Below are 12,252 nucleotides of genomic sequence, written 5' to 3' on the forward strand. Positions count from 1 at the left end.
GGCGCTCAGCCGGGGTACGGCGCTCAGCCGGGGTATGGCGCTCAGCCGGGGTATGGCGCTCAGCCTGGGTATGGCGCGCAGCCTGGTTACGGCGCGCAGCCTGGTTACGGCGCGCAGCCTGGTTACGGCGCTCAGCCTGGGTATGGCGCTCAGCCCGGTCACGGGGCTCAGCCCGGTTATGGAAATCCGCCCGGCTACAGCGGTCAGCCTGGCTACAGCGGTCAGCCTGGCTACAGCACTCAGCCTGGCTACAGCACTCAGCCTGGATATGGGACTCAGGCCGGTTACGGGACGCAGCCGGGTTACGGGAGTCAGCCGGGTTCCGGGGGGCAGCCGGCTCAAGAGCAGCAGTCATATGGCCAGCAGCCCTACGGGCAGCCATCGTCCTACCCCCAGCCGCAGCAGGGCCAGGCTCAGCAGGGCCAGCCGCAGCAGGGCCAGGCGCAGCACGGTCTGGAAGCGGGTCAGGAGCCTGGTTATGTCCGGCCGAGCAGTCCAGGGCCCGGGACGGGTGGTCAGCAGGCCTGAGGGCGGCTCAGAGGTAGAGGCCGGTGCCGTCGGATTCGACGCGGTCGGCGGCTACGGCGTGGACGTCGCGTTCGCGGAGGAGGACGTACTCCTGGCCGTGGAGTTCTACCTCGGAGCGTTCCTCGGGGTCGAAGAGGACCCGGTCGCCGACGACGATGGAGCGGACGTTCGGGCCTACGCCGACGGCCTTGGCCCACGAGAGGCGGCGGCCCATGGAGGCGGTGGCCGGGATGACGATGCCGGAGCTGGAGCGGCGTTCGCCTTCGCCGCCGTCGAGGCGGACGAGGACCCGGTCGTGCAGCATGCGGATCGGCAGCCCGGCCTCGGTCTGGGTGTCGGTGCTCACGGCTGTGACGGTACGCCCGCGCCTGCACGGTACGTGTGCCGGTCTCGACTACGGTGAGTTGGGCCCGAGGCGGGGCTGGGGTGACTACGGCGAGGGGGTGGGCGGTTGAGCCGCTTGCAACGGGTCCGGTCCAACCTGCGTAAGGCGTACGAGGCGGGGCGGGAGTCGGTGCGGATGGCTCGCACCGATGAGCCCGCGACCGTGGACGATGACGAGGTTGAGTACGAGTTGCCCGCGCAGCCGGCGACCTTCGAGCATCACTCGACGGCCAGTCAGGATGATGCCGAGGTGCCGCATTCGTTGCGCATCGCTGCGGCGTGGTCGTGGCGGCTGATCGTGGTCGGGGTGGTCGGCTGGGTGTTGCTGCGCTTCATCGGCATCATCAGCATCGTTGTCGTTCCGCTCGCCATCGCGTTGCTGCTCTCGGCGCTGCTCGCTCCGGCCGTCGGGTGGCTGTCGAAGGCGCGGCTGCCACCTTCGCTGGCGACGTTCCTGGTGCTGATCTGCGGGCTCGCCGCGGTGGCCGGCACGTTGACGCTGGTGGTCACCCAGTTCGTCGACGGATTGCCGCAGTTGACGAACAAGGCAAGTGCGGGCATCCGGCAGATCCAGGACTGGGCGCGTACGGGGCCGTTGCACCTGTCCGATGCCCAGGTCAACCAGGCGATCGACTCGGCGCAGGACTGGATCAACTCGAACACGTCGCAGCTCACGGCGACCGGTGTGGCGACCGCGGCGACTCTCTTCGAGTTGCTGACCGGGGCGCTGCTGGTGCTCTTCGCGACGTTCTTCTTCCTGCGGGACGGCCGCAAGATCTGGCGCTTCCTGGTACGCCTCTTCCCCGTCAACGCCCGCTGGAGCCTTTCCGACGCCGGTGACGCCTCGTGGGCCACGCTCGGTGCCTACGTCCGCGCGACCGTCCTGGTCGCCTTCATCGACGCGACCGGCATCGGGCTGGCCCTGGTGTTCCTGAAGGTGCCGTTCCCGTTCCCGCTCGCGGCGCTCGTCTTCCTGGGCGCCTTCGTGCCGATCGTGGGCGCGAGCGTGTCGGGCGCGGTGGCCGTGCTCGTGGCGCTCGTCGATCAGGGCTGGATCGCGGCGGTGATCGTCCTCGGCGCGGTGATCCTGGTCCAGCAGGTCGAGGGGCACGTGCTCCAGCCGTTGATCATGGGCCGCGCCGTGGCGATCCACCCCCTGGTCGTGATCATCGGCATCGCCTCCGGCGTCGTGCTGGCCGGCATCATCGGCGCGCTCGTAGCCGTGCCGCTGATCGCCGTCCTCAACACCGGCGTCCGCCGCCTGGCCCGCCGCCGCCCCGAAATCCCCCCGGACGCGGTCTTCGTCACCGCCGGCGAAAGAACCTGACCCCCGGCGGGCAAGAACCAACCCCGGCAAGGACGAAGAGGCCCACCCCGGATAGACAGGGCCAGCCCGCGCAGAGGGGCCGGCCCGTCAGCGGAGGGGTCAGGACTTGGCGAGGCGTTGGAGGGCGCCGAGGGCGACCTCCTGGCGGGTCGTGTACCAGAACGGTGGCAGTGACTTGCGAAGGAAGGCGCCGTAGCCGCGGGCGGTCTCCAGCCGGGAGTCCAGGACCGCGACCACGCCCTTGTCGCCCGTGGAGCGGATGAGCCGGCCGACGCCCTGGGCGAGCCGGATCGCCGCGATCGGCACGCTGACCGAGGCGAAGCCGGAGCCGCCCGTGGCGTCCACCGCGGCTGCTCGGGCCGCGGCCAGGGGCTCGTCGGGGCGGGGGAACGGGAGCCGGTCGATCACCACGAGCTGGCAGGCGTCGCCGGGGACGTCGACGCCCTGCCAGAGGGACATGACGCCGAACAGGCAGCTTTCCTTCTGCTCCTTGAACTTGCGGACCAGGATCGGCAGGGTCTCCTCGCCCTGGACCAGGATCGGGAGGTCGGTGCGGGCGCGGAGCAGTTCGGCGGCCTGGGTGGCGGCCTTGCGGGAGGAGAAGAGCCCGAGGGTACGCCCGCCGAGCGCCTCGACCAGTTTCAGCAGCTCCTCGCCGGCCTGGTCGGGCAGGCCGGAGGCGGCGGGGCGGGGCAGGTGGGACGCGACGTAGAGGATGCCCTGCTTCGGGTAGTCGAACGGCGAGCCGACGTCCATCGAGGTCCAGCCGTCGCCCGAGACCGGGGTCGCATCAGGGGTGAGGCCGGCGCGCGGTGCCGGGGCGGGGGAGCCCGCCGGGAGGCCGAGGGCGCGGGCCACGGTGTCGAAGCGGCCGCCCAGGGTCAAAGTCGCCGAGGTCGCCACCACGGTGCGCTCGTCGTACAGCCGGGTGGCGAGGGTGCCCGCGACCGAGAGCGGGGCGACCACGATCGCGCGGCGGCCGTTGCCGAGGTCGCTCTTCTCCACCCAGGCGACGTCGAACTCGGACTCCTCCAGGAGCCGCTGGGCGGTCGTCGAGAGCTCGTCGAGGGTGGCCTTGGCCTGCTGTTTGCGCACCGGGTCGGGATCGTCGGCCTTGATGTCGCCGATGGTCTCGAGGCCCCGCCGGGTGGCCGTGTCGATGAGCAGCACCGCCTGGTGCAGGTGCGGCGGCAGCCCGGTGGTGAGCCGCCCGGCGGGGATGTCGGCGAGCCCCACGGTGAGCGAGTCGGCGGCCTCGGCCAGCGAATCCGCGACGTCCTGGGGGAGCAGCGTGCGGGATCGCTTGGCGGCCCGCTCGACAGCCTCGGGGGTGAGCTCGGCCTGGGCGGCGGACGAGACCCGGTCGGCGAGCTCGTGTGCCTCGTCGACGATCAGCAGCTTGTGCGGCGGAACGATGTTGCGCTCCGCGAGCATGTCGACCGCGAGCAGGCTGTGGTTCGTCACCACGATGTCGGCCTCGCGGGCGCGCACGCGGGAGGCCTCCGCAAAGCAATCAGCACCGTACGGGCACCGCGCGACACCGGGGCAGTCACGCGACGGCATCGAGACCTGACGCCACGCGGTCTCGTCGACGCCAGGGTCCAGCTCGTCCCGGTCGCCGGTCTCGGTCTTCTCCGCCCAGGACTGGATCCGCAGGATCTGTTTGCCGAGCTTGCCCGCCTCACCGAGCCACTGGGTCGCGCGCGGCGGAGCATCGTCGAAGAGCGTGTCGGTCGGCGCTTCCTCGTCGGCGTGCTCGAGCTTGGCCACGCACAGGTAGTGGTGGCGACCCTTGAGCACGGCGAAGGTGGGGCGGCGGCCCAGCACCGGCTCCACGGCGTCGGCGAGTCGCGGCAGGTCCCGCTCGACCAGCTGGTGCTGCAGCGCGAGGGTGGCCGTCGACACCACCACCGGACCGTCCACGAGCAGTGCCGGTGTCAGGTAGGCGAGCGACTTGCCGGTGCCCGTGCCGGCCTGGACGAGCAGGTGCTCCCGCTCCTTGACGGCGCGCTCGATCGCCTCCGCCATCTGCTCCTGGCCGGGGCGGGTGGAGCCACCGGGCACGGCGCCGACCGCGGCGGTGAGCAGGTCTTTGGCGGAGGCGCGCTTGCGGCGGGACTTGGCGGGGGCAGTCACAGCGAAGACCGTACCCGGGACCACCGACAGAAGCGTCGCACCAGTAGGGTCTTGTCATGCGGAGTGAGATGGTCCGGGTCGTCTACACGAAGTACGACGGTTCGGCTCACCGGGACTACCCAGCTCGCCGCCTCAACGAGGATGACCTGGGGATCTGGGTCGGTGTGACGCGCGGGACGAAGTCGGTCTACCACGGCCACCCGTCCGTCGAGCAGATCCCGTTCGTGCTGCTCGTCCCGCATCACGCGTGGTGGACCGGCATGTTCAACCCGCCGCCGCGCACCAGCGAGGTCTACTGCGACATCACCACCCCGGCGCGCTGGGAGGGTGACACGGTCCACATCATCGACCTCGATCTGGACGTCTCGCGCCGCCGCGACTCCGGGCTGGTCGAGCTGCGCGACGAGGACGAGTTCGAGGAGCACAGGGTCCGGTTCGGCTACACCGACGAGGTGGTCACCGAGGCCCGCGCCGCGGCCGGGCGACTGTTCGGGGCGCTCGGCGACGGCACCGAGCCGTTTGCCACGGGCTATCGGAAATGGCTATCGGCCGTCGCCGACTGACGTGAGTTTGGCCGGGTTGAGCTGGCTGTAGAGAGCGGCGATGCGGCCGTCGTCGGTGACCACTGCCGTCATCACCGCGAAAGCGTCGCCCCGGACCACAACGCCGGCCGCACCGTTGACCAGCACCGGCTCGACGGTGACGTTGCGGGCCTTGCGGGTGAGCAGGCCCACCACGAAACGCGCGACCTTGTCGGCGCCGTGGACCGGGTTGCGGCCCGCGCTGACCACGCCACCGCCGTCGCTGATCGCCACCACGTCGGGGGCGAGCACGGCGGCGAGCGTCCGCAGATCGCCGGATGCGGCCGCCGCCAGGAACGCGTTCAGCACCCGACGCTGCTCGGCCACGTCCGCGGTGTGCCGGGCCTGGCCCTCCGCGGTCGCCTTGCGGCCCCGGGAGGCGTGCTGCCGGGCCGCCGCGACGCTCGTCCCGAGCACCTCCGCGATCTCCTCGAACGGCACCGCGAACGCGTCGTGCAGCACTACCGCGACCCGCTGCTCGGGGGTGAGCTTCTCCAGCACCACGAGCAGGGCAAGGCTGACTTCCTGTCGCTGCGCGACCTGTTCCGCGGGATCCTCCTGCGGGGAGACGACCGGTTCGGGAAGCCATTGACCCGGGTACGCCTCCCGCCGAACCCTGGCCGACTTGAGCACGTCGAGGCAGATCCGCCCGGTGACAGTCGTGAGCCAGCCCCGCACGTCGCGGATCTCGTCACCGCCCACCCGGGCCCGGTCGTAGCGCAGCCACGCCTCCTGGACGACGTCCTCGGCCTCGGCGCGGCTGCCCAGCATCCGGTAGGCGACCGCGAGCAGGTGCGGTCGCTCGGTCTCGAACTCGTTCACCAATGCGGCGGGCATGGCTGAATTCTGCGCGACGTTGCCCGTGCACGGATGTCACATGTGACACAGTGGTGGGCACTATATCTGCTTTGACCCGATTCGTGTACGGGAGAAACGGGGGACCGACAGTGGCGCAGGACGTGGCAGCCCTGCTCGGCGGCGTGGCCGGCGTTGCCGGTGTGACCGGGGCGGCGACGCTCGGGATCGCGGCGGCCCGCCGTCCACGCCCCTATCTGCCCGCGGGCCACGCGGTCGTCGACGAGCGCTACGGCGATCCGCTGCCCGAAGTGCTGCGGCGTGGGCTGGCCGGGCTGACCGTTCCCGTGCGGCCCGGGCCCAACGGCGAGTTGTTCCTGGGGGCGGGAGATCCGAAGCCCGGGCGTACGCTGCGCCGCCTGGTCCTGTCGCCCCTGTTCGCGCGCGCCCGGGCCCGCGGCGGGCGGCTCTGCCGGGATCAGCGGGCGCCGTTCCGGCTCGTGGTCGAGGTTGCCGGGCCGACTCGGGACGCGGTTGCGCTGCTCCGGGCGTACCGAATGCTCGATCAGCAGTTGAGAGACCATGCGCCCCTGCTCAGCCGGTGCCTGGACGGCCAGATCGAGCCGGGGGCCGTAACGGTGTCCGTAACCGGGATCGTGGACGTGCGGCAGCTGCTGGCAGGCGAAACCGACAGGTACGCGTTCGCGGACGGCTCGTTCGACGACATCGGCAACCCGGCTGCCCCGCCCGAGCTGGTGCCGATGCTCAGCGAATCCTGGACGCGGCGCTTCGGCTGGGACGGCTGCGAGGTCATGCCTGCCGAGGAGCGTCACCACCTGCACGGTCTCGTCGCCGCCGCGCACGAGGATGACCGTACGGTCCGGATGGGTGGGGTGCCGGGCGCGACCAAGGCCGCCCGCCGGGCCATCTGGCAGGAACTGCTCGCTGCCGGGGTCGATGTGATCGCCGACGCGGACCTCAGTGGTCTGGCGCGGCAACTGCGCAGGCATCCCGTACGCCAGGACGCGCCGCCGCCGTTAACCCGCAGTGCGCAACCTGCCTGAAAGATCCACATAAGCGACCGTTCAAGGTTAACTGGAGATGAACGAACTCTGAACGGGTGCTGAGCGGGGGTAGGCGGGCTCGGCAACCGGGGAGGCGTTTCCTAGCATTCCCTCGAATCCGCCCACCCTTCAGCGAGGTCCGCGCCGTGAAGTTCTCCTTCCGCCCCACCGAGGGCGCCTTCTACGAGCTGTTCACCCGGGCAGCCCAGAACCTCGTGCGCGGCACCGAGCTGCTCAATGAGCTGGCCCTGCCCGGGGTCGACGTGCAATCGGTCAGCGATCGGCTGACCGACGTCGAACACGACAGCGACGAGATCACCCACACGCTCTACAAGAAGATCAACTCGACCTTCATCACCCCGTTCGACCGCGAGGACATCTACTCACTGGGCTCCCAGCTCGACGACGTGATGGACCACCTCGAGGCGGTCGGCAACCTGCTCTACCTCTACGGCCTCACCGAGCTGCCGTCCCTGCCCCGCGAGATGCACGAGCTGGTCAACGTCCTCGACCAGCAGGCGAAGATCACCGCGGACGCGATGCCGAAACTGCGCTCGATGAAGGGCCTCGAGGAGTACTGGATCGAGATCAACCGGCTCGAGAACGACGGCGACCGGGCGTACCGGATGCTGCTCGTCCGCCTCTTCTCCGGCGAGTACGACGCTCTCACCGTACTCAAGATGAAAGAGGTCGCCGACGAGCTCGAGGCCGCCTGCGACGCGTTCGAGCACGTCGCGAACACGGTCGAGACCATCACGGTCAAGGAGTCCTAGACCTTGTCCCCCGAGCTCATCGCCACCCTCGCGGTGATCATCGCCGCGATGGCCTTCGACTACACCAACGGCTTCCACGACGCGGCCAACGCCATCGCCACCAGCGTCAGCACCCGGGCGCTGACCCCCCGCGTCGCGCTCGCCATGGCCGCGGTCGGCAACTTCATCGGCACCCACTTCGGCGCCGGCGTCGCCAAAACCGTCGGCGACGGCCTGGTCAAACTCCCCGAAGGCGTCCCCAGCCTCGGCGTCGTCTTCGCCGGCGTCTGCGGCGCCATCGTCTGGAACCTCCTCACCTGGTACTTCGGCCTGCCGTCCAGCTCCTCACACGCCCTCTTCGGCGGCCTCGTCGGCGCCACCTTCTTCGCCGCCGACGCCAAAATCGAATGGGCCACGATCACCGACAAGGTGCTCATCCCGATGGTCGTGTCCCCGGTCGTCGGCCTGGTCCTCGGCTTCGGCGTCATGCTCGCCATCCTCTGGATCTTCCGCCGCGGCAACCCGGGCAAACTCAACCGGGGCTTCCGCGTCGCCCAGACCGTCTCCGCCGCCTTCATGTCCGTCGGCCACGGCATGCAGGACGCCGCCAAGACCATGGGCATCATCGTCCTCGCGCTCTACACCGGCGGCTTCCAGGACAGCTCCACCGACATCCCCTGGTGGGTCTTCTGGACCTCCGCCGCCGTCCTCGCCGCCGGCACCTACGCCGGTGGCTGGCGCATCATCCGCACCCTGGGCCGCAAAATCATCGACCTGGGCCCCGCGGAAGGCTTCGCCGCCGAGGTGGTCGCCAGCTCGATCCTGTACTTCAACGCGCTCGTCCTGCACGCCCCGATCTCCACCACCCACACCATCACGTCCGCCATCATGGGTGTCGGTGCCACCAAGCGCCTCAACGCCGTCCGCTGGAACGTCGCCGGCAACATCGTCATCGCCTGGATCACCACATTCCCGGCTGCGGCGGCAATCAGCTGCGTCGTCTACTTCTGCGTGCGTCCGCTGTTCCACGCCTGATCACACACGCCACATGGTTGAGGCCGTCACCCGACCCGGGCGACGGCCTCACATCTGTTCAGGGCAGCGGAGCAATTACGAACTTCGCACCGAGCGCTCTGACGATCTTCTCAAGCGTTGCCTGGGTGGGATTAGCTTTGCCTCGCTCGATTCGCGAGATCTCCGACTGCCGCACGCCGGACCGTTCGGCAACCTGCTCCTGTGTCAGGTTGAGTTCCTCGCGGCGTGCGGCGATGCGTTCCCCCATCCCGAAGGTGCGCTCGGCGGCAGTCTTGAAGTGAACCTCGGCTGCGGCCGTGAACGCCAGAACGTCTGGGTCGGTGCTGACGAAGTCCTGCATGACCTCATCGAACGAACGGTTCATAGGTAACCCTCCCGCTGGGATTATGGGTTATAACACATGTGGTTGTCAAGAGACTAGCGCCGCATGTGGGCGCGGTTCACTGGTCTCGCCTGAACTCCCTGAGGATGGAGCGGGCTCGCCTGATCTCTCGTAGCTGGCGGAACCGCGACGGATCTCTGCCCTTGTTGTATCCGCCGAGTAAAAGCACGATTCGATCTCCGTAGGCGACAAAAAAGACGCGAAGTAGTACTCGTCCACCGCCAGGGATGCCGGAGGGGGGCTCGATTCCCGCCTCACTGCAGATCGCTGCCAGAGTTCGACGCACGCGGAACTCGTAGAGGCCTTTCCCGAGGGGCTTGCCCCATTCTGTTTCGCATACGGCATGCCCTCGGGTGGCGAGGACTGTCCTGATCGCGGTAGCGGCAATTGCTCGCTGGTATGGATTGAGTGAGCTGAGAAACGTGGTGAAGGGTTCACGTCCGGCCCGGGTTTTGCACACTTCGATCGTCCAGGTCGCTGGGGTGGGATCCGGCTGCTTGTTCATGCGCGTCACTCCGCTGTTGAGCCGCATCGAAGGGCATCGGTTGCTCCGCGACTAGGCTAGCGGGGTGACTAGATTTGATCCAGGGTGACGGTGGACACAAAAATGCCCCTGTCCCGGGCGGCGGGACAGGGGCGGGCGGTGCGGAAGGAGGTCAGTAACTGACACCGATCTCGGCACGGATGGTGTCCATCAGGGTCATGATTTCGAGCGTGGTGGTGTGCGGGACCAGCGGGCTCTCGGGGAAGTTGTGGGCCAGGCAGCGCTGGACCTCGATCGCCTCGAACTGGTAACCGCTGCCCTCGTAGTCCAGGTCGAAGGTTTCCACCGAACCGTTGCGGATCAGGTTGAACGACCGGGCGTTGAAGAAGCCCGGTGGGACCTCGATGCGGCCGCGGGTGCCGGTGATGGTGGCGGCGTTGCGGGATTCGCCGGAGATGCTGCAGGTGAGGGTGGCGACTGCGCCTGAGGCGTAGCCGAGCAGGATGCCGGTGGTCTCGTCGACGTGTTCGGGGGTGAGGGTGGCCCAGCTGTGGACCGTTTCCGGGGCGCCGAGCATGAGGTCGGCGAAGTGGATGGGGTAGACGCCGAGGTCGAGCAGGGCGCCGCCGCCGAGGGCGGGGTCGCGCAGGCGGTGGGTGGGTTCGAACGGGCCCTGGAGGCCGAAGTCGGCGTGGAGGGTGACGACGTCACCGATGGCGTCCTCGGTGATGAGCTCGCGGATCTTGCGGATGGCGGGGTTGCAGCGCATCCACATGGCTTCCATGAGGAAGAGCTCGCGGGTGCGGGCTTCCTGGACGAGCTGGGCCGAGCTGGCCAGGTCGAGGGTCATCGGCTTTTCGATGAGGACCGATTTTCCGCCTTCGAGGCAGACCATCGAGGCGGCGTGGTGGGACGAGTGCGGGGTGGCCACGTAGATCACGTCGACGTCGGGGTCGGCGGCGAGGGCGGCCCAGGAGCCGTGGGCGCGGGCGGCGCCGTGCTTGGTGGCGAACGCGTCGGCGGCTTCCTGGGTGCGGGAGCCGACTGCGGCCAGTTCGGCGCCGGGGACGAGCGGGAGGTCGGACGCGAACGTGGCGGCGATGCCTCCGGTGCCGAGGATGCCCCAGCGGGTGGTCTGAGCGGTCATGATCGCCACGGTATCTCCCGGTGGCGGCCGGAGGGCAGGCATCGCCGGGCGATGGGAGGATCTGGGGGTGAGTCTTTCGATGCCGTTGCCGGACGCCATGGTCAAGCGGGCGCGTGAGTTCTCCGGTCCGCCGGCGGTGGCTCGTCCCGCGGCGACCGTGGTGCTGCTGGATCCGGCCAGCCGTGACGTCTACCTGCTGAAACGGGCCGGGACGATGGTCTTCGGCGGTGTTTACGCGTTTCCGGGTGGGCGCGTGGATGCGGCTGACCGGCCCGAGACGATTCGCGCGGACTGGGCGCAGCGGCTCGGTGTGCCCGACGAGCAGGCGCGGGCCGTGGTCGGTGCGGCGATCCGGGAGCTGTTCGAGGAGGCGGGGGTGTTGCTGGCCGGGCCGGTGGGCGAGCCGGACCGTACGGTCGGGGACGTGAGCGGGCCCGGATGGGAGGCCGATCGGGCGGCTGTCGCGGCGCGGGAGCTGACCCTGGAGGCGCTGCTGGCGAAGCGGGAGTTGCGGTTGCGGGACGACCTGCTGCTGCCGTGGTCGCGGTGGATCACCCCGGAGTTCGAGCCGAAGCGATTCGACACGTGGTTCTTCGTCGCGCTGCTGCCGCAGGCTCAGACGGCGCGGGACGTTTCCGGCGAGGCTGAGGGGACGACGTGGGTGAGCCCGGATGCTACGGGCAACCTGGCGATGCTCCCGCCTACGCGAGTGACTCTGAACCAGCTGACGGCGTACCCGAAGATGGAAGATCTGGTGGCAGCGAGCGCGAGCAGAAACGCCGCCGTCCCGGTCATACCCCTGGTGGAGTTGACCGATGACGGCGGCGCCGTGGTGACGATTCCGTGAGGATCAGCCGAAGCGGCCGGTGATGTAGTCCTCGGTCTTCTTCTCCGTGGGGTTGGAGAAGATCTTCTGTGTGTCGGCGTATTCGATGAGGCGGCCGGGCTCGCCGGTCTTGTCGATCGAGAAGAAGCCGGTCTTGTCGCTGACCCGGGCGGCCTGCTGCATGTTGTGCGTCACGATGATGATCGTGAACTGGTCCTTCAGCTTGAACATCAGGTCCTCGATCGCCAGCGTGGAGATCGGGTCGAGCGCCGAGCAGGGCTCGTCCATCAGGACGACCTGCGGCTGGACCGCGATGGTGCGGGCGATGCAGAGCCGCTGCTGCTGACCGCCGGAGAGGCCGGCGCCGGGGCGGTTGAGCCGGTCCTTGACCTCGTCCCAGAGGTTCGCGGAGCGCAGCGACTTCTCGGCCGCGTCGTCCAGCAGGGACTTCTTCTTGACGCCGTTGAGCTTGAGACCCGCGACCGCGTTCTCGTAGATCGACATCGTCGGGAACGGGTTCGGGCGCTGGAAGACCATGCCGATCATCCGGCGGACCGCGGTGACGTCGACGTCCGGGTCGTAGATGTTCTGGTCGTCGATGGTCAGCCGGCCCTCGATGCGGGCGTTCGGCAGCACCTCGTGCATGCGGTTGATGGACCGCAGGAACGTCGACTTGCCGCAGCCGGACGGGCCGATGAGGGCCGTGATCGTCTTCGGCTCGACGGTCATCGAGATGCTGTCGATCGCCTTGAAGGAACCGTAATAGGACGAGACGTTGCTCGCCTCGATGCGCTTGGCCATGGGGGACACC

General features: G+C 69.1%; 12 protein-coding genes. 6 read left to right on the forward strand and 6 right to left on the reverse strand.

The window, feature by feature from the left end:
• Positions 1-535 precede the first annotated feature (535 nt).
• Positions 536-832, reverse strand: coding sequence for a GroES family chaperonin (locus Aco04nite_RS28805; protein ID WP_203838072.1), 297 nt, complete (start codon positions 830-832; stop codon positions 536-538).
• A 147-nt stretch (positions 833-979) separates the two neighbouring features.
• On the opposite strand from Aco04nite_RS28805, the gene Aco04nite_RS28810 reads away from it, so the two are divergent.
• Positions 980-2,239: an AI-2E family transporter gene (locus Aco04nite_RS28810; RefSeq protein ID WP_244876373.1), complete on the forward strand. Its 1,260-nt coding sequence runs from the start codon at positions 980-982 to the stop codon at positions 2,237-2,239.
• Between the two features lie 99 nt (positions 2,240-2,338).
• Here Aco04nite_RS28810 and Aco04nite_RS28815 read toward each other — a convergent pair whose 3' ends face one another.
• On the reverse strand, positions 2,339-4,267 hold the full coding sequence (locus Aco04nite_RS28815; protein WP_244876397.1) for an ATP-dependent DNA helicase: 1,929 nt from the start codon (positions 4,265-4,267) through the stop codon (positions 2,339-2,341).
• Positions 4,268-4,431: 164 nt separating this feature from the next.
• On the opposite strand from Aco04nite_RS28815, the gene Aco04nite_RS28820 reads away from it, so the two are divergent.
• Positions 4,432-4,938 (forward strand): DUF402 domain-containing protein, encoded by a 507-nt coding sequence (locus tag Aco04nite_RS28820; protein WP_213000406.1) that lies wholly within the window; start codon positions 4,432-4,434, stop codon positions 4,936-4,938.
• On the opposite strand, the gene sigJ is transcribed toward Aco04nite_RS28820, so the two are convergent.
• Positions 4,918-5,793, reverse strand: coding sequence for an RNA polymerase sigma factor SigJ (gene sigJ / locus Aco04nite_RS28825; protein WP_213000407.1), 876 nt, complete (start codon positions 5,791-5,793; stop codon positions 4,918-4,920). The two genes, Aco04nite_RS28820 and sigJ, sit on opposite strands and share 21 nt — an antisense overlap.
• Positions 5,794-5,903: 110 nt before the next feature.
• On the opposite strand from sigJ, the gene Aco04nite_RS28830 reads away from it, so the two are divergent.
• From Aco04nite_RS28830 to Aco04nite_RS28840, 3 genes are all read left to right on the forward strand, one after another.
• Positions 5,904-6,815 (forward strand): PI-PLC domain-containing protein, encoded by a 912-nt coding sequence (locus Aco04nite_RS28830; protein WP_213000408.1) that lies wholly within the window; start codon positions 5,904-5,906, stop codon positions 6,813-6,815.
• Positions 6,816-6,961: 146 nt separating this feature from the next.
• Complete coding sequence (locus tag Aco04nite_RS28835; RefSeq protein ID WP_213000409.1) at positions 6,962-7,588, forward strand: DUF47 domain-containing protein; 627 nt, start codon at positions 6,962-6,964, stop codon at positions 7,586-7,588.
• Between the two features lie 3 nt (positions 7,589-7,591).
• Entirely contained in the window at positions 7,592-8,602 is a 1,011-nt protein-coding gene (locus Aco04nite_RS28840) for an inorganic phosphate transporter (RefSeq protein WP_213000410.1), read from the forward strand.
• A 58-nt stretch (positions 8,603-8,660) separates the two neighbouring features.
• On the opposite strand, the gene Aco04nite_RS28845 is transcribed toward Aco04nite_RS28840, so the two are convergent.
• On the reverse strand, positions 8,661-8,966 hold the full coding sequence (locus Aco04nite_RS28845; RefSeq protein ID WP_213000411.1) for a helix-turn-helix domain-containing protein: 306 nt from the start codon (positions 8,964-8,966) through the stop codon (positions 8,661-8,663).
• Between the two features lie 674 nt (positions 8,967-9,640).
• Positions 9,641-10,615, reverse strand: a complete 975-nt coding sequence (locus tag Aco04nite_RS28850) for a Gfo/Idh/MocA family protein (RefSeq protein ID WP_213000412.1) — start codon at positions 10,613-10,615, stop codon at positions 9,641-9,643.
• Between the two features lie 79 nt (positions 10,616-10,694).
• On the opposite strand from Aco04nite_RS28850, the gene Aco04nite_RS28855 reads away from it, so the two are divergent.
• On the forward strand, positions 10,695-11,462 hold the full coding sequence (locus Aco04nite_RS28855) for an NUDIX hydrolase (RefSeq protein ID WP_213000606.1): 768 nt from the start codon (positions 10,695-10,697) through the stop codon (positions 11,460-11,462).
• A gap of 3 nt (positions 11,463-11,465) precedes the next feature.
• On the opposite strand, the gene pstB is transcribed toward Aco04nite_RS28855, so the two are convergent.
• Positions 11,466-12,242 carry a phosphate ABC transporter ATP-binding protein PstB gene (gene pstB, locus Aco04nite_RS28860; RefSeq protein WP_203838069.1) on the reverse strand — a complete coding sequence of 259 codons (777 nt, stop codon included), beginning with the start codon at positions 12,240-12,242 and terminating at the stop codon, positions 11,466-11,468.
• Positions 12,243-12,252 lie beyond the last annotated feature (10 nt).

The organism is Winogradskya consettensis (assembly GCF_018332715.1).
Lineage (GTDB): Bacteria > Actinomycetota > Actinomycetes > Mycobacteriales > Micromonosporaceae > Actinoplanes > Actinoplanes consettensis.